The organism is Stappia sp. BW2 (assembly GCF_008107695.1).
Lineage (GTDB): Bacteria > Pseudomonadota > Alphaproteobacteria > Rhizobiales > Stappiaceae > Roseibium.
On the sequence record NZ_VIRG01000036.1, the window covers coordinates 213410 to 232553 of the forward strand.

Annotated in this window: 21 protein-coding genes; all 21 read left to right on the top strand. The window is 60.5% G+C overall.

Features of this window, described 5'->3' with window-relative positions; translation table 11 throughout:
* Window positions 1-49: 49 nt before the first annotated feature.
* Window positions 50-1183, top strand: coding sequence for a molecular chaperone DnaJ (gene dnaJ, locus FMN63_RS01200; protein ID WP_148582122.1), 1134 nt, complete (start codon window positions 50-52; stop codon window positions 1181-1183).
* Window positions 1184-1287: 104 nt separating this feature from the next.
* Entirely contained in the window at window positions 1288-1950 is a 663-nt protein-coding gene (locus tag FMN63_RS01205; RefSeq protein WP_148582123.1) for a class I SAM-dependent methyltransferase, read from the top strand.
* A 128-nt stretch (window positions 1951-2078) separates the two neighbouring features.
* Window positions 2079-2654 (top strand): NADPH-dependent FMN reductase, encoded by a 576-nt coding sequence (locus tag FMN63_RS01210; protein WP_148582124.1) that lies wholly within the window; start codon window positions 2079-2081, stop codon window positions 2652-2654.
* A gap of 173 nt (window positions 2655-2827) precedes the next feature.
* Window positions 2828-3388, top strand: a complete 561-nt coding sequence (gene hslV, locus FMN63_RS01215; protein ID WP_148582125.1) for an ATP-dependent protease subunit HslV — start codon at window positions 2828-2830, stop codon at window positions 3386-3388.
* Window positions 3389-3394: 6 nt separating this feature from the next.
* On the top strand, window positions 3395-3913 hold the full coding sequence (locus tag FMN63_RS01220; protein ID WP_148582126.1) for a GNAT family N-acetyltransferase: 519 nt from the start codon (window positions 3395-3397) through the stop codon (window positions 3911-3913).
* Between the two features lie 3 nt (window positions 3914-3916).
* A complete protein-coding gene (gene hslU / locus FMN63_RS01225; RefSeq protein WP_148582127.1) occupies window positions 3917-5221 on the top strand; it encodes an ATP-dependent protease ATPase subunit HslU in 1305 nt (434 codons plus the stop codon).
* Window positions 5222-5310: 89 nt separating this feature from the next.
* Window positions 5311-5805 (top strand): universal stress protein, encoded by a 495-nt coding sequence (locus FMN63_RS01230; RefSeq protein ID WP_148582128.1) that lies wholly within the window; start codon window positions 5311-5313, stop codon window positions 5803-5805.
* 187 nt (window positions 5806-5992) lie between these two features.
* A complete protein-coding gene (locus FMN63_RS01235) occupies window positions 5993-6550 on the top strand; it encodes a NifU family protein (RefSeq protein ID WP_148582129.1) in 558 nt (185 codons plus the stop codon).
* 146 nt (window positions 6551-6696) lie between these two features.
* Window positions 6697-7407: a tRNA (adenosine(37)-N6)-threonylcarbamoyltransferase complex dimerization subunit type 1 TsaB gene (tsaB, locus tag FMN63_RS01240; protein ID WP_502706261.1), complete on the top strand. Its 711-nt coding sequence runs from the start codon at window positions 6697-6699 to the stop codon at window positions 7405-7407.
* Window positions 7404-7892, top strand: a complete 489-nt coding sequence (gene rimI, locus FMN63_RS01245) for a ribosomal protein S18-alanine N-acetyltransferase (protein WP_148582130.1) — start codon at window positions 7404-7406, stop codon at window positions 7890-7892. The genes tsaB and rimI overlap by 4 nt, the downstream gene beginning before the upstream one ends.
* A gap of 48 nt (window positions 7893-7940) precedes the next feature.
* Complete coding sequence (locus FMN63_RS01250) at window positions 7941-8390, top strand: Fur family transcriptional regulator (RefSeq protein WP_148582131.1); 450 nt, start codon at window positions 7941-7943, stop codon at window positions 8388-8390.
* Window positions 8383-9249, top strand: a complete 867-nt coding sequence (olsA, locus tag FMN63_RS01255; protein ID WP_148582132.1) for a lyso-ornithine lipid O-acyltransferase — start codon at window positions 8383-8385, stop codon at window positions 9247-9249. Before FMN63_RS01250 ends, olsA begins: the two co-directional genes overlap by 8 nt.
* 188 nt (window positions 9250-9437) lie before the next feature.
* A complete protein-coding gene (gene miaB / locus FMN63_RS01260) occupies window positions 9438-10901 on the top strand; it encodes a tRNA (N6-isopentenyl adenosine(37)-C2)-methylthiotransferase MiaB (protein WP_205513772.1) in 1464 nt (487 codons plus the stop codon).
* Window positions 10902-10985: 84 nt separating this feature from the next.
* Window positions 10986-12047 (top strand): PhoH family protein, encoded by a 1062-nt coding sequence (locus FMN63_RS01265; RefSeq protein ID WP_148582387.1) that lies wholly within the window; start codon window positions 10986-10988, stop codon window positions 12045-12047.
* A gap of 16 nt (window positions 12048-12063) precedes the next feature.
* Window positions 12064-12579 (top strand): rRNA maturation RNase YbeY, encoded by a 516-nt coding sequence (gene ybeY, locus FMN63_RS01270; protein WP_148582133.1) that lies wholly within the window; start codon window positions 12064-12066, stop codon window positions 12577-12579.
* Between the two features lie 38 nt (window positions 12580-12617).
* Complete coding sequence (locus FMN63_RS01275) at window positions 12618-13811, top strand: hemolysin family protein (RefSeq protein WP_502706262.1); 1194 nt, start codon at window positions 12618-12620, stop codon at window positions 13809-13811.
* A 156-nt stretch (window positions 13812-13967) separates the two neighbouring features.
* Window positions 13968-15584, top strand: a complete 1617-nt coding sequence (lnt, locus tag FMN63_RS01280; RefSeq protein WP_209000872.1) for an apolipoprotein N-acyltransferase — start codon at window positions 13968-13970, stop codon at window positions 15582-15584.
* Window positions 15585-15775: 191 nt separating this feature from the next.
* Window positions 15776-16180, top strand: coding sequence for a helix-turn-helix domain-containing protein (locus FMN63_RS01285; protein ID WP_023014432.1), 405 nt, complete (start codon window positions 15776-15778; stop codon window positions 16178-16180).
* A 112-nt stretch (window positions 16181-16292) separates the two neighbouring features.
* Window positions 16293-17465, top strand: coding sequence for a methionine adenosyltransferase (gene metK, locus FMN63_RS01290; RefSeq protein ID WP_148582135.1), 1173 nt, complete (start codon window positions 16293-16295; stop codon window positions 17463-17465).
* An 82-nt stretch (window positions 17466-17547) separates the two neighbouring features.
* Entirely contained in the window at window positions 17548-18234 is a 687-nt protein-coding gene (gene trmB / locus FMN63_RS01295; protein ID WP_148582136.1) for a tRNA (guanine(46)-N(7))-methyltransferase TrmB, read from the top strand.
* A gap of 301 nt (window positions 18235-18535) precedes the next feature.
* A complete protein-coding gene (gene rimP / locus FMN63_RS01300; protein ID WP_148582137.1) occupies window positions 18536-19129 on the top strand; it encodes a ribosome maturation factor RimP in 594 nt (197 codons plus the stop codon).
* Window positions 19130-19144 lie beyond the last annotated feature (15 nt).

A 19144-nucleotide genomic window follows, 5' to 3' on the forward strand; every position in this document is an offset into this window, starting at 1 on the left:
GGCCTTTGCCAGGCCGCCTGCGGCGCAACAACAAGACCGGAAGATCTTGATGTCGAAACGTGATTTCTATGAGGTGCTGGGTGTTTCGCGCGATGCGGATGAAAAAGCGCTGAAAAGCGCCTACCGCAAGATGGCCATGCAGTTTCACCCGGACCGCAATCCGGGCGACGAGGCCGCCGAAGCCAAGTTCAAGGAAGTCAACGAAGCCTATGACACGCTGAAGGACGGGCAGAAGCGCGCGGCCTACGACCGTTTTGGCCATGCGGCCTTCGAAAACGGTGGGTTTGGCGGCGGTGGCGGCGCAGGCGCCCATGACTTCTCGTCCACCATGTCCGATATCTTCGAGGAATTCTTCGGCATGGGCGGTGGCGGTGGCCGCCGGTCTGGCGGACGCGAGCGCGGCGCGGACCTGCGCTACAATCTGGATATCACGCTGGAGGATGCCTTCAGCGGAAAGACGGTGGAGATCGAGGTTCCGACCAGCGTCACCTGTGACGACTGCTCCGGTTCGGGCGCAAAACCCGGAACCAGCCCGACCACCTGCCGCACCTGTGGTGGCGCTGGCCGAGTGCGTGCCGCACAGGGCTTCTTCACGCTGGAACGCACCTGTCCGAGCTGTCAGGGCCGCGGCCAGGTGATTACCGATCCGTGCGAAAGCTGTGGCGGTTCCGGTCGCAAGACCCAGGAACGCACGCTGTCGGTCAACATTCCAGCCGGCATCGAGGACGGAACCCGTATCCGGCTTGCAGGTGAAGGTGAAGCTGGCGTGCGCGGCGGACCCGCGGGCGATCTCTATATTTTCCTCTCGATCAGGCCGCACGAACTCTTCCAGCGCGACGGCGCCGACCTTTATTGCCGCGTGCCGATTTCCATGTCGACGGCGACTTTGGGCGGTCAGTTCGATGTGCCGACGGTCGAAGGGGCCACCAGCCGGGTCAAGGTGCCTGAAGGCACCCAGACCGGGAAGCAGTTCCGTTTGCGCGGCAAGGGCATGCCGATCATGCGCTCCAGCCAGCACGGCGACATGTATATCCAGGTGACGGTCGAAACGCCGACCAATCTGACCCGCCGCCAACGCGAACTTCTGGCGGAATTCGAAAAGGAATCTTCCGGCGAGAACCATCCCGAATCCGCGGGCTTTTTCTCCAAGGTGAAAGATTTTATCGATAATCTCGGTGCATAAGCGGTCGAAAATGGGCGGTTTAGACGTGCAATCTGTGCGCTGGGCCATAGCATCTCATTGCAATCACTCCTATATTCCCTGTGTGTGGGGATGAGTGAGGAAAGATGCTGAAACGCAATAGCTCCCGTCGGGAGGCCTTTCGCGAAAAGCTTGAAAAAGCCGGTAACGTTCGGGCCAAGGTGCTTGATGAGGTTAAATTCATACGCTCCTGGGCTCAGAATCCGCTTCGAACCGGGGCTGTCGCCCCTTCAGGACCGGAACTAGCCGCCAAGATGGCGTCCTTTCTGACCCCGCGGCCGCATTCAAGGGTTGTTGAACTCGGCCCGGGAACCGGCGTCGTCACCAAGGCAATCCTGGAGCGCGGGTTCTCGTCCCAGCAGCTCAGTCTCATCGAATATTGTCCGGAGTTTTGCGACCTTCTGACCCGCAGATACCCCGGTCTGAAGGTTGTGCAGGGCGATGCCTATACGCTTGGCAAAACCCTTGGCCTCGCCGGAAATACCTATTCATCGTCGGAAGGGCAGCAACATTCGCTGGATGGCATTGTCTCGTCCCTGCCGTTGCTGACGCGGCCTGAAGCGGCCCGCAAGGCCCTTCTGATGGAAGCCCTCGAGCTTCTCAAGCCGGGTGCACCCTTCATCCAGTTTTCCTACGGGCTTGTTGCTCCGGTCAAGCCGGACAGCCGGTCGGTCTCGGTCTTGAGCTCGGAGTGGGTCTGGAAGAACCTGCCTCCCGCGCGTGTCTGGGTCTACCGCAAGGCGCACTGAGCGCCTGAGACGGCAGGGGACAGCGGGCAAGAACCACTCCCATTTTCGGAAAAGCGCCCTACACTTGCCCGTCAGGTGGTTTCCGCGCTGCGTCATGCGCAGGCCGGACAAGAGTTGGGTAGGTTCTGATGCGCAATCCTAAGATCCTCGTTTGCTCGGGCTCTGTCCGGGGCGGTTCCTTCAACGGCAAACTTGCGGCCCTGGCTGCCAAGAAACTTGCGATCCTGGATGCGGACGTGACGCATCTGTCGCTGAAGGATTATCCGTTGCCGCTCTATGACGGCGATCTGGAAGACACGGGAGGCGTCCCGGAAAATGCCAAGAAACTCAAACGCTTGTTTCTGGCGCAGGATGGCGTCTTTCTATCCTGCCCGGAATACAATGCTGGCATCACACCCCTTTTGAAAAACACGCTCGACTGGATCAGCCGCGTAAAGGAACCGGGGGATCCTTACAGGAGCACGGTGTTTGCGCTCGGTGCGGCCTCGCCCGGTGCGTTTGGCGGCATGCGAGGCCTGATCGCCATGCGCACCATACTGGAAGTCGGCCTTGGGGCGATGGTGCTGCCGCAGATGGTGGCCGTTGCCAATGCCGCCAATGCCTTCGATGGCAAGGACGACCTCACCGACGACCGGGCAGCCGGTCAGCTCGACAAGCTGGTGGACGGGCTCTTGCGGGCAACCCGGATCGAGATGTCGCACTGACGGTGCGATTTCCCGGCGAAATGCGAGGCGCAAAAGCCTGCGTGGGCCGTTCTCAAGCTGCCCTTAAATCCGTCCCCGAGAGGCCGGATGTCATTGACTGCTTGGAAAAGCCCGCTTTGCCGCCTACATAGGGCGGCAGACAGAAGACCATGAACGATTGCCAAGAGGATTGAATGAGCGAAACGCGCGAACCGGCCCAGTGGCACGGTACGACGATCATGATGGTGCGCAAGGGTGGCAAGGTGGTCATCGCCGGTGACGGCCAGGTCTCCCTCGGCCAGACCGTCATCAAGCACACCGCCCGCAAGGTACGCCTGCTGGCCAAGGGCGAGGTTATCGCCGGTTTTGCCGGCGCCACCGCCGACGCCTTCACGCTGTTCGAGCGCCTCGAGGCGAAGCTGGAACAGTATCCGGGCCAGTTGATGCGCGCCTGCGTGGAACTCGCCAAGGACTGGCGGACCGACCGTTATCTGCGCCGTCTGGAGGCGATGATGCTGGTGGCCGACAAGAATGTGTCACTGGTGCTGACCGGCACCGGCGATGTTCTGGAGCCTGAAGGCGGTGTCATGGGCATCGGTTCGGGCGGCAACTACGCTCTGGCCGCTGGCCGCGCTCTGGTCGACACCGATTATGACGCGGAAACCATTGCTCGCAAGGCGATGGCGGTTGCCGCGGAAATCTGCGTCTACACCAACTCCAGCGTCACAGTCGAATCGCTGGATACGGCCGAGTAGCGGCCAATGATTTCGTTTCGCTCCGTCACCGCCGAAGATCTGCCGATGCTGGCGAATTGGCTGGCGCGGCCGCACTGGCGGCACTGGTGGGGCGATCCGGAAGAGGAACTGAGCCACATCCGGGACATGATCGAAGGCAGGGACACGACCCGGCCTTTCATCTTTCAGTCGAACGGCGCCGACAAGGGCTATATCCAGGTCTGGTTTGTCGGCGATCAGCAGGGCGGCGCACATGCGGCGGATTATCCCTGGCTGGATCTGCTGCCGTCCGATGCCGTCGGTGTCGACCTGTCGATTGCGGTCGAGGAAGATCTGTCCCGGGGACTTGGAACAAGAACGTTGCAGGCATTCGTCCGCGAACTGCGTGAACAAGGCCATGAGCGGATCATCATCGATCCGGATCCGGCCAATCTCAGAGCCGTGAAAGCCTATCGTAAAGCCGGCTTTCAAGAGATCAAAGCGCTTCTGGGACGCACCGGCGACAGCCTGCTGATGGAACTCGTAAGTAAAGAAGGCGTGTCTTAAACAATGTCCGATTTTTCTCCGCGTGAGATCGTTTCAGAACTCGACCGCTACATCGTCGGCCAGAAAGATGCCAAGCGCGCGGTCGCCATCGCATTGCGCAACCGCTGGCGCCGCCAGCAGCTTCAGGGCCAGATGCGCGAGGAGGTTCTGCCGAAGAACATCCTGATGATCGGCCCGACCGGCGTCGGCAAGACCGAGATTTCCCGTCGGCTGGCAAAGCTCGCCAACGCACCCTTCACCAAGGTGGAAGCCACCAAGTTCACCGAGGTCGGCTACGTCGGCCGCGATGTGGAACAGATCGTTCGCGATCTGGTGGAAGCCGGGATCACGCTCGTACGTGACCAGAAGCGTGAGGCGGTGAAGGCGAAAGCGCACATGCTGGCCGAGGAACGCGTGCTGGATGCACTGGTCGGAAAGAACGCAAGCCCGGCGACCCGGGACAGCTTCCGCACCAAGCTGCGCGACGGCGAGATGGACGACAAGGAAATCGAGGTCGAGGTCCGGGCCCAGGCCCAGATGCCGAGCTTCGATCTGCCGGGTATGCCGGGGGCCAGCGTCGGGGTGATGAATGTCTCCGACCTCCTGGGCAAGGCGTTCGGTGGACAGACAAAGACCAAACGCACCACCGTAGGCGACAGCTACCAACTGCTGATCAACGAGGAGTCGGACAAGCTGCTCGATGACGACAAGGTGGTGGAAGAGGCGATTGCGCTGGTCGAGAATTCCGGCATCGTGTTCCTGGACGAGATCGACAAGATCTGTGCCCGCGAAGGCCGCGCCGGGGCTGACGTTTCACGCGAAGGCGTGCAGCGCGACCTTCTGCCGCTGATCGAAGGCACGGTCGTCTCCACCAAGCACGGACCGGTCAAGACCGACCACATTTTGTTCATCGCTTCGGGTGCGTTTCACGTCGCCAAGCCTTCGGATCTTCTGCCGGAATTGCAGGGCCGTCTGCCGATCCGTGTGGAATTGCGCGCGCTCGACAAGGACGATTTCCGGGCGATCCTGACCGAGCCGGAAGCCAGCCTCATCAAGCAGTATGTGGCGCTGATGGAAACGGAAAAGGTCAAGCTGAACTTCACCGAAGATGCCATTGACGAGATCGCGTCCATTGCGGTCGACCTCAATGCCTCGGTTGAGAATATCGGTGCCCGCCGCCTGCAGACGGTGATGGAGCGCATTCTCGACGAGATTTCCTTCACGGCGCCGGACCGGCCCGGTGAAGAGGTGGAGATCACGGGAGCATTCGTCCGTGACAATATCGGTGACCTTGCCAAGAACGTCGACCTGTCGAAGTTCATCCTCTAACAGTCGTTCCAACAGACCCCGGTCAAGCGCTTCGTGCGCGGCGATTTCGCCGCTTGCGGAGCGCGCGGACCGGTGGCAGCATGCGCCCCATGGTAGCTATTCGAAAAAGCAACGAGGAAGGCCACCGCCGGAAATTTCTGGTCGTGGTCGATGAAACGCCCGAATCTGACCGGGCGATCGTTTATGCCGCCAAGCGGGCGGCCCGGACCGGCGGCGTTGTGACGCTGGTCTTCATCATCGCACCGGGCGACTTCCAGCACTGGCTGGGGGTTGAAGACATCATGCGGGCCGAAGCCCAGGAAGAAGCCGAGGCGGCCCTTGCCAAAGCTGCCGAACGGGTGCGGTCCGTTGCTCGCACGGAACCGGAATCGGTGGTCAGGGAAGGCTCCAAGGCCGAGGAGATCATGGAACTGATCGAGGCGGATGCCGATATCGCCATTCTGATCCTCGCCGCCAGCACGGGTTCGGAAGGTCCGGGGCCTCTGGTGTCGTCGATTGCCGGAAAATCCGCGGGAACCTTCCCGATTCCGGTAACGATCGTACCGGGCAATCTGGACGATGATTCCATCGCAGCACTGGCCTGACCGGCAAAGGTTCCATGGGTCTTCTGAAGATTGCTTGACCGGGCAGGATCTGCACCTATCTAGTTTTTAACGGTTCCAAACTGCTGCCAGATGCGTTAGAAACATTCATCGGCGTTTTGCGATGGAGGTGAGGCGCAAAACGAATCCGGCAACACGGGCGCGACCAGAAGCGCAAGGACGAGACAAGATGTTCATTCAAACCGAAGCCACACCGAATCCGGCGACACTCAAATTTCTGCCGGGACGGGTTGTTCTGCCCGAGGGAACCTACGACTTCCGCTCCAGGGCGGATGCAGCGGTATCGCCTCTGGCGCAGAAACTGTTCGACGTGCCGGGCGTGGTGGCGGTCTTTTTCGGCCACGACTTCGTGACCGTGACCAAGGACGAAACCGACTGGCAGCACATGAAGCCCGCCATCCTTGGCGTGATCATGGAGCAGTTCATGTCCGGCCAGCCGGTCATGGCAACCAGCGAAGCGGAAAATATCGAAGAAGGCGAGTTCTTCGAGGCCGGTGACGCGGACACTGTCAGCACCATCAAGGAACTCCTGGAAACCCGGGTGCGTCCGGCGGTGGCGCAAGACGGTGGCGACATCACCTTCAAGGGCTTCAAGGAAGGGATCGTGTACCTTTCCATGCGGGGTGCCTGTGCCGGGTGCCCGTCTTCCACGGCAACATTGCAGCATGGCATTCAGAACCTGCTGCGGCACTTCGTGCCGGAAGTCGAGGAAGTTCGCCCGATCTGATCGGACAATTCCTGTAAAGTTTCAAAGGCCCGGCATGCGTCCGGGCCTTTCATATTTTCGACTCCCATTCTTTGTGGAAGGCAAGCCCCCCTTTGGACTTAGGTCCAAAGCCCCGCTCGACTCCCGGGCCGTGCCGGGGTAGTGGCATGGAACAAACGAAAACCATGAGCCAATCCGGAATGCGCGTCCTCGCCATCGATACAGCCCTTGCCAATTGCGCCGCCGCCGTTCTGGACGACGGTGCCGAAACCGCGTGTTTCGAGGCGTGCGGGGAAGAGATCGGACGGGGGCATGCCGAGAAGCTGATGGACATGATCGGCGAGGTCATGGCCGAATCGTCCACCACCTTTTCCGAACTCGACCGCGTTGCCGTGACCATTGGGCCCGGCAGCTTCACCGGCCTGCGTGTCGGGCTGGCCGTTGCACGCGGGTTCGGCCTGGTGCTGGGCAAGCCCGTTGTCGGTGTGACGACGCTGGCGGCCATTGCCCGCGCCTGCTTGCCGGCGGACGAAGGCGGACCCGTTCTGGTGGCGCTGACGGGGAAGGCCGACGAAGTTTACTGTCAGCTTTATCACGCGAGCGGCATAGCCAAAGATGAAGCTGGTGTACGAACCATCGCCGACCTTGCGGCGAACCTGCCCAAGGACGTAAGATTGGCAGGATCGGCATCGGAAAAAATCGCGAGGGAGCTCGGTCTTCCGGAAAGCGCGATATTGTCCCGCAGCACTTTCCCGGGTATTCGGGATGTTGCGGAACTGGGGATCTCCGCCGATCCGTCGAGGTCATCCCCTTCGCCACTCTATTTGCGGCCGCCCGATGCGACGCCGCAAACGAAGGGAAGGATAGAACGGCAATGAGCTTTTGGTGGTTCTGGACCCAGCCGCCGGTGATAGAAGAGGCGCTGGACGAAGATCTACCGAAGATTGCCGATATCCACGCGCTGTCATTTGATCACAAATGGAATACGGGCGAGCTTGCGCGGATGAAGGCGCACGAGGGAACCTTGTTTCTGGTCGCGCGCCGGGCGAGCCCCTATGGCACGCGCGCGCCGCTCGGTTTCCTGATCGTGCGTACCGCTGCCGACGAGGCCGAGGTCATCACCATTGCCGTCCACCCGCGCCAGCGCGGTCGTGGTGTCGGCAAGAAGTTGATGGAAGCCGCCCTGTTCCGTCTTTACGGCGAGCGCTGCAAGCACCTTTTTCTGGAGGTGGATGCAGCCAACGAAGCGGCCTTGCTGCTGTACAGGTCGCTCGGCTTCAAGGAGGTCGGCAGCCGCAAGGGCTATTACAGCGACAGTGGAGGAGACGGCACTGCGCTTGTCATGCGCGTCGATCTTGGTTAAGCGCTGTAGCAGATACGGTATCGGAAACAGACAGCGGACGGCATCGCAATGGCGGAAGAGCGGCAATCAACGCTAGCGGACTTGTGCATCGAAAAAGGCATGCGCATGACCGAGCAGCGCCGCGTCATTGCCTCCGTCATCGAAGCCGCCTCCGACGAACACCCGGATGTGGAGGAACTCTACCGCCGTTCCGTCGCTATCGATCCCGGCATTTCCATTTCCACGGTCTACCGGACGGTCAAACTGTTCGAGGACGCGGGCATGATCGAGCGGCATGATTTTCGCGACGGCCGCTCGCGCTACGAAACCGTTCCGGACGAACATCACGACCACCTGATCGATCTGCGGTCGGGCCGGGTCATCGAGTTCCGCAACGAGGAAATCGAAGCCTTGCAGGAATTCATTGCCAAGAAACTGGGCTATCGGCTGGTCGATCATCGCCTGGAACTTTACGGCGTTCCGCTGGAAGCCAAAAAGGACGATCAGGCTGATGGCTGAGGTCAAGGCCGGGCTCATCATCTTCCTTTTGACGCTGGTCTCGCTGGTGCTGATCCCGCTGCAGTGGCTGGCGGTGAAGCTCGGTCTTCCGATGCAACGGAAATTGCCCCAGCTCTGGCACTGGATCGCGACGCGGCTCGTCGGCATCAAGATCGAGCAGATCGGAGCTCCATCCACGGACAGACCTCTGCTGATCGCCTCCAACCACGCCTCCTGGGTCGACATCACCGTTGTCGGTTCGCTGATGCCCCTTTCCTTCATTGCCAAATCCGAAGTTTCCGGCTGGCCCATTTTCGGCCTGTTCGCGAAGCTTCAGCGCACGGTGTTCGTCAATCGGACCCGCCGCACGGAAACCGGCCAGGTGGCCGATGCGATCGCCGAACGCATGGCAGCCGGTGATGCGATGGTGCTCTTTGCCGAAGGCACCTCCAACGATGGCAATTGCGTTCTGCCGTTTCGCTCGGCACTTCTGGGGGCCGCAACCCGCGCTGTCGGTGCGGACGAGACGTCAAAAGTCTGGGTGCAGCCGCTTTCGGTCGCCTATCGCGGCTTTTACGGCCTGCCCATGGGCCGTGCCCACCGTCCGCATGTCGCCTGGTACGGCGATATGGAGCTCGCAGGCCACCTGTGGGGCATCTTCTCGCACGGCGCGCTTGACGTCATGGTACGCTGGGGCGAGCCGGTTCTGGTCGACCGGACAACGGACCGGAAAGCCCTGAGCCGTCGTCTGGAAAGGGAAGTTCGGGCCATGACGATTGCCTCATTGCTGCAAAAGCCGGTCGACACCGAAGATTTCAGCGAAATCGAGCCAAGCGAGTTCTTCTCAAACGCGGAAAAAACCGCTAAAGCTGGCGCCTGAATTTGCAAGGTGCCGTCCGCCGCCGTTGAAAGGCGCGGGTCCCGGGCATGATGGACGGATCGATCCTGTGCCCGTGCCGGGGGAATACCCCATGAAGGCGCTGACATTCACGACATCCGGCGCCAGACAAAGGCACACTTTACAAAGGCCTGTTTGATGAAGGCCATGAGGAGCCCCACGAGGAGCGAATGACAAGCCGTCCTGAACAAGACCTGGAAACGCATTCCGCCACCGGTCCGGCAGACACCAGCAAAGGCGGGAATACCCGCAAGGTGTTCGTGCGCACCTATGGCTGCCAGATGAACGTCTACGACAGCGAGCGTATGACCGATGTCCTGGCGCCGGAAGGGTTCGAGGCGACGGACGATCTGGAAGACGCGGATCTGGTCATCCTGAACACCTGCCACATTCGTGAAAAGGCAGCCGAGAAGGTCTATTCGGAGCTTGGCCGTATCCGCAAGGTCAAGCAAGAGCGCGCCAAGTCTGGCAAGGACATGATGGTGGGTGTCGCAGGCTGCGTGGCGCAGGCGGAAGGCGAAGAAATTTCCCGCCGTGCGCCCATCGTCGATCTGGTCGTGGGGCCGCAGAGCTACCATCAACTGCCATCCCTTCTGGAAAAGGCCCGAGCAGGCGCGAAGGTTGTCGAAACCGAGTTCGATATCGACGCCAAGTTCAATCACTTGTCGGAACGTGCCGAAAAGCAGGTGCTGAAACGCCCTCCGTCCGCCTTCCTCACAGTGCAGGAGGGGTGCGACAAGTTCTGTACCTTCTGCGTGGTGCCCTATACGCGCGGGGCCGAGGTCTCCCGCTCCGTCGAGCAGATCGTGAGCGAAGCCGAGCGCATGGCGGCAGCCGGGGTGCGGGAAATCACCCTGCTGGGCCAGAACGTCAATGCCTATCACGGCACATCGCCGGACGGTTCCGTATGGGGACTTGGCCGGCTGTTGCGGCGCCTTTCGGAAATCAACGGCCTCGACCGGCTGCGCTACACCACCAGCCATCCGCGTGACATGGATGACGATCTGATCGATGCGCATCGGGACCTTAAGAGCCTCATGCCCTATCTGCACCTTCCGGTGCAGTCCGGCTCCGACAAGATCCTGAAGGCGATGAACCGCCGGCACACGCGCGATGAGTATTTCCGTCTGATCGACCGCATCCGCGAGGCGGCTCCCGATATCGCGCTCTCCGGCGATTTCATCGTCGGGTTCCCGGGCGAGAGCGACCGGGATTTCGAGGACACGATGGATCTGATTCGACAGGTCGGCTACGGCTCTGCCTTCTCGTTCAAATACAGTTCCAGACCCGGAACGCCTGGCGCAACCATGGACGGACAGGTGCCGGAAGACGTCAAATCCGCCAGGCTTGCCGAGCTTCAGGCGTTGGTCACCGAGCAGCAGAAGGCGTTCAACGCCTCGCGTCTGGGCATGACCTGCGACGTGCTTCTGGAAAAGACCGGCCGCAATCCCGGCCAGCTGGTCGGCAAGTCACCTTGGCTACAACCGGTGCAACTGGATGCACCAGAAGACCTCATCGGGTCGATACAAGCGGTGGAAATCGTTGACATCGGTTCCAATTCCCTGTTCGGGCGGCTGATTGCGGGGCAAGATGATCTTGGAAGGTCCGGACGCATCCCGGCTCCGGCGGCCTAAAGGAGACGTCATTTGACGCGCGACAGCCACTCTTCATCCCGCAAGTCCTCGGTACAAACCTCTGCGGCCGGTTCGGCCTCCGACATGACCCATATTGTTCTTGCCTTTGAAGACAACCGGCTGATCGGAGATCTTTTCGGGCAATTCGACCAGAACCTTGCGCTGATCGAGCAGCGCCTGGGTGTTGATGCCATTGCCCGGGGCAACCAGGTGACGCTCAAGGGCAGTCAGGCGGGATGTGCTCAGGCGCGCACCGCGCTGGAGGCCATGTATCAGCGTCTGCTGCAGGGCCAGGAAATCCATCCGGGCGATGTCGACGGTGCCTTGCGCATGGCGGCAGCTGCCGAAGCGCAATTGCCGTTGCCGACGCTGGAGCCGAAGTCTCGTCTGGCCTTTGCCCAGATCGCGACCCGCCGCAAGACAATCGTTGCCCGCACACCGACCCAGGACGCCTATATCCGGTCGATGGACCGGGCTGACCTGATTTTCGGAACCGGCCCGGCCGGTACCGGCAAGACCTTTCTGGCGGTTGCCTATGCCGCTGCGCTTCTGGAGCGCGGCGATGTTGCCCGTCTGATCCTGTCCCGTCCCGCTGTCGAAGCTGGCGAACGTCTCGGCTTCCTGCCGGGCGAGATGAAGGATAAGGTCGATCCCTACCTGCGGCCGATCTACGACGCTCTCTATGAAATGATGCCTGCCGAGAAGGTCGACCGTGGTCTGCAATCCGGCATGATCGAGGTGGCGCCGCTTGCGTTCATGCGTGGCCGCACGCTGTCCAATGCCGTGGTGCTGCTCGATGAGGCGCAGAACACGACCTCCATGCAGATGAAGATGTTTCTGACGCGTCTGGGGGAAGGCTCGAAGATGATCGTCACCGGCGATCCGAGCCAGATCGACTTGCCATCCGGGCAGGTGTCCGGTCTGCGCGAAGCGCTTGGGCTTTTGACCGATATTCCCGAGGTCGCTCATATCCGGTTCAACGAGAAGGACGTTGTTCGCCACGAGCTGGTTGGACGGATCGTGACCGCCTATGACAACGCCTCGCGTGAAGAATCGGAAGCGCGGGAACGCCGCTTTGCCGAACGAAAACGTGGTACGGACCGCGATGGTGCCCCTGTGCGCCCTCGTGAAGCCGTAAATTCCTGAAAAGCTCCTGCCGACGATGCCAGACCGATTGCCCGAAAGTTTTCAGATTGACCTGTCGATAGAGGCGGGCGATTGGCCGGCGGAAGACCAGTTGGAAGCGACAACCGCGAAGGCGGTTGCCGCTGCTTTTGCCGGGGCGGATCTGGAAGTGCTGGAGGGAACCGAAGTTTCTCTGCTGTTTACCGACGATATGTCGATCCGGCAGTTGAACGCAAAATGGCGTGGCAAGGACAAGGCGACAAACGTCCTGTCCTTTCCCGGCAGCGATCCGCAAGGCGATGTTTATGGCCCACTTCTGGGCGATATCGTTTTCGGCTACGAAACCGTTGCGGCAGAAGCCGCAGACCTTGGAATTGAATTTTCCGATCACCTTACCCATTTGACTGTTCACGGTTTGCTTCACCTTTTCGATTATGATCATCAGGAAAGTGACGAAGCGGAACTTATGGAAAGCCTTGAGAAGGCCATTCTGGCATCTCTTGGCATCGATGACCCCTACGCGGACAGGCCACTTGTGGCCGACGGCGGGTAAGGGGCATCATGGGGCGTGATGTTCTTGATTGATGGATGATGAACTCAATTGAACCGCAAAGTCCGGCACATGGGCAGAAGCCTGCCAGCACCGGACAGGACCAGGACGGGGAAGACCCGCAACAGCCGAAGCCGCAGAAACCTGCGGCCTTCTTCGACCTCCTCAAACGCTTTCTGCGCTTGGGCCGCCAGTCTTCGAGCTTGCGCGAGAACCTGGAGGATGAGCTTGCTCGCGAAGGTGGCGATGCCGCGTTTTCGCCAGAAGAGCGGATGCTGCTCGGCAACATCCTCCGACTGCGGGAGCTGCGCGTCGACGACGTCATGATCCCGCGCGCGGACATCGATGCGGTGGACGTGGAAACCAGTCTCAGCCGGGTCATGGAACTGTTCCAGACCAGCGGACATTCGCGCATGCCGGTTTACGAAGAGACGCTGGACGATCCGCGGGGCATGGTCCACATCAAGGACTTGATGGCCTATATCGCCGAACGCGGTGCGTCGAACCGTCCTGCAACTTCTGTGGACAAGGAAGCCGACACAACCGACTTTCAACCGTCCAACTCCAACGCGCCTGCGCGCAACGGGCACAACATGCCCGACCTGGACCTGTCCTGTGTCGACCTCTCGGTCTCGCTGAAGGACACGGATCTTCTGCGCAACGTCCTGTTCGTGCCGCCTTCGATGCCGGCGACCGATCTGATGGCGAAGATGCAGGCCGACCGCATTCAGATGGCCCTGGTGATCGATGAATATGGCGGGACCGACGGCCTGGTGTCGCTGGAAGATCTTGTCGAGGAAGTTGTCGGCGATATCGAAGACGAACACGACGAGGATGAGGAAGCCATGCTGGCCTCCGCCGGCGAGGGCGTTTGGATCGCCGATCCGCGTCTGACCCTTGAAGATCTCGACGAAGCGCTCGGCACGCAGCTGAACGATGGTGAAATTTCCGAAGATGTCGATACGCTTGGCGGCCTGCTCTATTTCTCGGTGGGCCGGGTTCCGGTTCGCGGCGAACTTCTGCTGGTGCCGGACGAAGTTCCGGGGTTCGAATTCGAGGTGATGGACGCCGATCCGCGCCGCATCAAGCGCCTGAAGATCCGTCGCCGCCGTACCGACGCCCGTCCGCCGGATCTGCGCCGCCGCTCCAAACGGACAGACACTGTCTCTGGCGAGGGCGGTCAGGATAGCGAAAGCAAAAAAAACAAGGTCGCCGCGTCCAGCGGAAAAGGGTGAGCGGATCGTCGCCAAATCCGGCTAAAAGCATCGTCGCCAACGGTGCGGGTTTCCGTCTTCGGGAAACGACTTGTTTGCGCAGCATAGGTATTAATACTTGACCCCACTGCGGCGAGCCGACAAATCTCCTGACCGCAAGAATGGGAATGCTCTTTGATGCACTGGTTGTCACACCGCCTGTCGGTCCTGCCAAATACCTTTCTGCTGGCATGGGGGTGGCAGCGCCGGCTGTTGTGCGCAGCCTGCGGGGCCATGACGGCCTTTGCGCTTCCCCCCTATGACTTCACCTTCGTGCTCCTCCTCACCTTTCCTTGCCTGGTCTGGCTGCTGGACGGGGCGGTCGATCCCGCACCCGGTAAGCGCCTTCAGCGGTTTCGCACGGGTTTCGCGCTCGGCTGGCTGTTCGGTTTCGGATACTTCCTGTCCGGCCTGTGGTGGATCGGCGCGGCGTTTCTTGTCGAAGCGGACCGCTTTGCCTGGCTGATGCCCTTCGCCGTGCTGGCGATGCCCATCGGTCTGGCGCTGTTCACGGGACTTGGCGTTGGCCTCGCAGCAATTTTCTGGAGCGATCAGTTTCGCCGTATTCTGTTGCTGGCGGCCAGTCTGACCCTTGTGGATTGGCTGCGCGGCCATGTCCTGACCGGGTTTCCCTGGAACGCCTTTGGCTACGGGGTGTCCGGATCGTTGAGCCTGTCGCAGGCGGCCAGTCTCGTCGGGCTCTACGGTCTTACCTTCTTCGTGATTGCGGTGTTTTCCGCCCCGGCTGTTCTGGCGGATTCACGGCCGCTGCGCCAGCGTGTGGCGGCCGTTGTAGCCGCCGCCGTTGTGCTGGCCGCGGTTGCAGGTTACGGCGCTGTCAGGCTCTGGCAGACGGACCCCGCCGTTGCCGATCTCGACGTGAGAATCGTTCAGCCCTCGATCGACCAGAAAGACAAATGGCGGCCGGAACTGCGCGACGAGATCTTCCAGACTTTCCTCGACATGACCGAAGCTCCCCTTGGCGGCGCTGCGCGCGTCGGGCAACAGCGCCTGGTGGTCTGGCCGGAATCGGCCGTACCCTTTCTGCTCACGCAGGAGCCGGGTGCCTTGTTCCGGATCGGCCAGTCGCTTGGCGACAAGACCGAACTGGTGACCGGAGCAATCAGGGCGGAGCCCGGGCTTCAGGGCGCTGACTACTTCAACAGCGTGTTTGTGATTGGCAGCGAGGGCACCGTTCAGGGCATCTACGACAAGGTGCGGCTTGTGCCTTTTGGCGAGTACGTGCCGTTTAAACCTCTGCTTGAAACGCTGGGAATAACCAACCTGGCCGGGCCCTTGTCGGGCTTCGAGGCAGGGTATCAGCCGCGTGTATTGACCACGTCCGAGGGTTTTGGTTTTCTACCCATGATTTGCTATGAGGCGATTTTTCCAGGTGCTCTGGACGGCGTTTCCAGCAGACCGGATTTCTTGCTGAATGTGACCAACGACGCCTGGTTCGGCCGGACGCCAGGCCCTTATCAGCACTTCGCACAGGCCCGTTTGCGTGCCATCGAGACCGGTTTGCCGCTGATTCGGGCCGCCAATACAGGCATATCCGCTGTGATCGACCCCAAAGGTCGCGTCGTTGCAAAACTTGCGGTATTTGAAAAAGGCCTGATAGATACCAGGCTTCCGCAGAGGGTAAGCAACACTCTCTACGGCAGTATTGGCGATGCATTAGCCCTTATTGTATCCCTTTTCATCGTAGTATTTGCGGGTGTTAATCAATACAACCGCAACTCGCGCATAAATTGATATTTTTTATTTGAGTTGAGTGAAGAAAATGTGATACAACCGTGAAATAGCCGATTGAAGGCTGCTTCATGTACAAGTGTAAGGTTGCGGGCAAACTTCGATCTCTTGGTCCTGTGGGGGGAATTCAGGAGAACTTGTGCAAACGAAAAACGAGCGGGCTACGTCCGCGAGAAAAAGAAAGAGCGACACAGATGCCCAGTAAGAAGTCTCCGAATCCAATCGATATTCATGTTGGCAGCCGCGTCCGGCTGCGCCGCATGATGCTAGGCATGAGTCAGGAAAAGCTCGGCGAAAGCCTGGGCATCACCTTCCAGCAGATCCAGAAATATGAAAAAGGCACCAACCGTATCGGTGCCAGCCGTTTGCAGCACATTGCAACAGTTCTCAAGGTCCCGGTTTCCTTCTTCTTCGAAGATGCGCCCGGAACACCTGAGGAGGCCGAAGGCTTCGGCGAAACGCAGCCGACGTCCTATGTGGTCGACTTCCTGTCGTCCTCTGAAGGCTTGTCCCTGAACAAGGCATTTGTCCGAATCGAAGACCCGAAAGTGCGCCGTCGGATCGTTGATCTCGTCCGGTCTCTTGCCGGTGACGACTGACAAAATTCACGCGCGCGCTTGACGCGGCGAAAAACTTCTAAGATTGATGCAGGCGAAGCGGCGATGACTATCGTCGCTTCAGTCATATTCATTCCCAGAAGGACGATCGCCAATGGCACGTCAGAATTACCTGTTCACCTCCGAGTCCGTTTCCGAAGGACATCCGGACAAAGTGTGCGATCGCATTTCCGATGCGGTTGTAGATGCCTACCTCAAGGAAATGCCGGAAGCGCGTGTTGCCTGTGAAACGCTGGCAACCACCAACCGCATCGTGATTGCCGGCGAAACCCGGGGTCCGGCCACCATCACCAACGATTACATCGCCCATCTTGCCCGCATGGCCGTCAAGGATATCGGCTACGAGCAGGACGGCTTCCATTGGGAAAACTGCGACATCGCCGTTCATCTGCATGCGCAGTCCGCGCATATCGCCCAGGGCGTCGACGCTGGCGACAACAAGGATGAAGGCGCGGGCGACCAGGGCATCATGTTCGGTTACGCCTGCCGCGAGACCGAAGAGCTGATGCCGGCTCCGATCCTGTTTTCGCACAAGATCCTGCGTCTGCTTGCAGATGTCCGCAAATCCGGCAAGGAACCGGCGCTCGGCCCGGACGCCAAGAGCCAGGTCACTATCCGCTACGAAGACGGCAAGCCTGTCGAGGCAACCTCGATCGTTCTGTCGACCCAGCATCTGGATCCGGCCCTGACGTCCGCCGAAGTGCGCGCCATCGTCGATCCGTATATCCGCACTGCACTCCCGGATGGTTTCATCACGGACAGCACCGTCTGGCACGTCAACCCGACAGGCGCCTTCGTCATTGGCGGCCCCGATGGGGATGCAGGCCTCACCGGCCGCAAGATCATCGTCGACACCTATGGCGGCGCTGCGCCGCATGGTGGCGGTGCGTTTTCCGGCAAGGACCCGACCAAGGTTGACCGGTCCGCGGCTTACGCGGCCCGTTACCTTGCCAAGAACGTTGTCGCAGCCGATCTGGCCGATCGCTGCACCATCCAGCTGTCCTACGCCATTGGGGTTCCGGAGCCGCTGTCGGTCTATGTTGACCTGCATGGCACGGGCCGTTGCGACGAGGCCAAGCTGGAAAAGGCACTGCGCGATGTTATGGGCCTCAGCCCGCGCGGCATCCGTCAGCACCTGAAGCTGAACAACCCGATCTATGAGCGCACCGCTGCCTATGGTCATTTTGGCCGTGAGCCGGAAGCGGACGGCGGTTTCAGCTGGGAAAAGACAGACCTTGTTGACGAGCTTCGCCCGCTTGCGGGATAAGCTTGCCTTCCATCTGAACGAATGAAGACGTGGAACAGATCGCCGGTTCAGACCCGGCGATCTTTTGTTTTGAAGTGGCAGAATGACTGATCGTTACGAAGGTTCCTTTTACGGCCGCCGCAAGGGCAAGCCGCTCAGCCCGCGCCGCGAGGCTTTGATGGAAAAAGAGCTGCCGCATCTGGCGCTGGACCTGACGGCGCCCGCCCCGGAGGATCTGACGAGCCTCTTTGCGGCAGAGGTCGACGCGGTCTGTCTGGAAGTCGGCTTTGGTGGCGGCGAGCACCTGCTGCACCGGGCACGAACCAATCCGCGGATCGGTTTTATCGGTGTGGAGCCGTTCGTCGGCAGCATGGCCAAGGCGGTGACGGCCGTCGTGGAAGAAGGGCTGCGGAACATCCGTCTTTACGACGATGATGCCGTCGGTGTTCTGGACTGGCTGCCCGAGGCGAGCCTCGACCTGGCTTACCAGCTCTATCCGGACCCCTGGCCCAAGAAGCGCCACTGGAAGCGCCGGTTCATCAATGAGCAGAACCTCGATCGCTATGCCCGGGCGATCAAACCTGGCCACGAATTTCGGTTTGCCAGCGACATCGACACCTATGTTGACTGGACGCTGCGCCATTGCCGCGATCATGACGCGTTTGAATGGACCGCCGAAACCGCGTCCGACTGGAAATCGCCCTGGGAAGGCTGGCCGGGCACGCGCTACGAGGCCAAGGCCATCCGCGAAGGCCGTGTCGGCCGGTACCTGACCTTCCGCAGGGTATAGCGGAGCGGCGAGGGAAACGGCGCTTTTGCTGCCGTTCGCCGGGAGATTCCGGACAGGAGCCAACTTCTTTGAGGAATTTGGCCCGGGCTCTTGCCTTTTTGCCCGCTTTGGCGTTATACAGCCCGTGTTTCACCTCAAACGGCTTATCTGAGCACTTTGAGAGTGGGCCCGCCGGGGACCCGCTCTTTTTTGCTTACATAACCGGAAACCAACGAGTTCGAGCAGGACTGCCCTATGTAAATCGACAATCAGGTGCATCTGATGCTCAAGAGCCGGTAACGGCCGCCAACAGGAGCCAAGTGTGAGCGCACACGAACCGAGAATTGTGACGGAGCAGGGACTTGATGCCCGTGTTGCCGCAATTGTGGAGCCGGTGATCGAGGATCTCGGCTACCGTCTGGTGCGTACGAAGATCAGTGCTCAGAACGGCTGCACCTTGCAGATCATGGCAGAGCGTCCGGATGGCACCATGACCGTCGAGGACTGCGAAACCGTCAGCCGGGCCGTGTCGCCCGCGCTCGATGTCGAAGACCCGATCAACCGGGCATATCATCTGGAAATTTCTTCTCCGGGTATCGACCGTCCGCTCGTGCGCGCCGGCGATTTCAACCGCTGGGCAGGCCATGAGCTGAAGGTCGAGATGGCCGTCATGCTGGATGGCCGCAAGCGGTTCCGGGGAACGCTCATCGGCGCGGAGAACGGTGTGGCCACCATTCGTCTTCCCGATGCGCGTGAAGGCAAGGAAGACACCGTGGCGTTGCCGATGGAAAACATCGGCGAAGCCAAGCTGGTGCTGACCGACGAATTGATTACCGCAGCTCTTCAGGCCGAAAAGGCGGCATTGGCCGCCCGTGGTCAGGATGACGGGCTGACGCAGGACAACACGCCCAACTGAGCCTCAGGCTTTAAG

Excerpts from the sequence above, each read along its gene's own strand:
- dnaJ (WP_148582122.1), top strand. The coding sequence starts at position 50 with ATGTCGAAACGTGATTTCTATGAGGTGCTGGGTGTTTCGCGCGATGCG.
- FMN63_RS01205 (WP_148582123.1), top strand. The coding sequence starts at position 1,288 with ATGCTGAAACGCAATAGCTCCCGTCGGGAGGCCTTTCGCGAAAAGCTT.
- FMN63_RS01210 (WP_148582124.1), top strand. The coding sequence starts at position 2,079 with ATGCGCAATCCTAAGATCCTCGTTTGCTCGGGCTCTGTCCGGGGCGGT.
- hslV (WP_148582125.1), top strand. The coding sequence starts at position 2,828 with ATGAGCGAAACGCGCGAACCGGCCCAGTGGCACGGTACGACGATCATG.
- FMN63_RS01220 (WP_148582126.1), top strand. The coding sequence starts at position 3,395 with ATGATTTCGTTTCGCTCCGTCACCGCCGAAGATCTGCCGATGCTGGCG.
- hslU (WP_148582127.1), top strand. The coding sequence starts at position 3,917 with ATGTCCGATTTTTCTCCGCGTGAGATCGTTTCAGAACTCGACCGCTAC.
- FMN63_RS01230 (WP_148582128.1), top strand. The coding sequence starts at position 5,311 with ATGGTAGCTATTCGAAAAAGCAACGAGGAAGGCCACCGCCGGAAATTT.
- FMN63_RS01235 (WP_148582129.1), top strand. The coding sequence starts at position 5,993 with ATGTTCATTCAAACCGAAGCCACACCGAATCCGGCGACACTCAAATTT.
- tsaB (WP_502706261.1), top strand. The coding sequence starts at position 6,697 with ATGGAACAAACGAAAACCATGAGCCAATCCGGAATGCGCGTCCTCGCC.
- rimI (WP_148582130.1), top strand. The coding sequence starts at position 7,404 with ATGAGCTTTTGGTGGTTCTGGACCCAGCCGCCGGTGATAGAAGAGGCG.
- FMN63_RS01250 (WP_148582131.1), top strand. The coding sequence starts at position 7,941 with ATGGCGGAAGAGCGGCAATCAACGCTAGCGGACTTGTGCATCGAAAAA.
- olsA (WP_148582132.1), top strand. The coding sequence starts at position 8,383 with ATGGCTGAGGTCAAGGCCGGGCTCATCATCTTCCTTTTGACGCTGGTC.
- miaB (WP_205513772.1), top strand. The coding sequence starts at position 9,438 with ATGACAAGCCGTCCTGAACAAGACCTGGAAACGCATTCCGCCACCGGT.
- FMN63_RS01265 (WP_148582387.1), top strand. The coding sequence starts at position 10,986 with ATGACCCATATTGTTCTTGCCTTTGAAGACAACCGGCTGATCGGAGAT.
- ybeY (WP_148582133.1), top strand. The coding sequence starts at position 12,064 with ATGCCAGACCGATTGCCCGAAAGTTTTCAGATTGACCTGTCGATAGAG.
- FMN63_RS01275 (WP_502706262.1), top strand. The coding sequence starts at position 12,618 with ATGAACTCAATTGAACCGCAAAGTCCGGCACATGGGCAGAAGCCTGCC.
- lnt (WP_209000872.1), top strand. The coding sequence starts at position 13,968 with ATGCACTGGTTGTCACACCGCCTGTCGGTCCTGCCAAATACCTTTCTG.
- FMN63_RS01285 (WP_023014432.1), top strand. The coding sequence starts at position 15,776 with ATGCCCAGTAAGAAGTCTCCGAATCCAATCGATATTCATGTTGGCAGC.
- metK (WP_148582135.1), top strand. The coding sequence starts at position 16,293 with ATGGCACGTCAGAATTACCTGTTCACCTCCGAGTCCGTTTCCGAAGGA.
- trmB (WP_148582136.1), top strand. The coding sequence starts at position 17,548 with ATGACTGATCGTTACGAAGGTTCCTTTTACGGCCGCCGCAAGGGCAAG.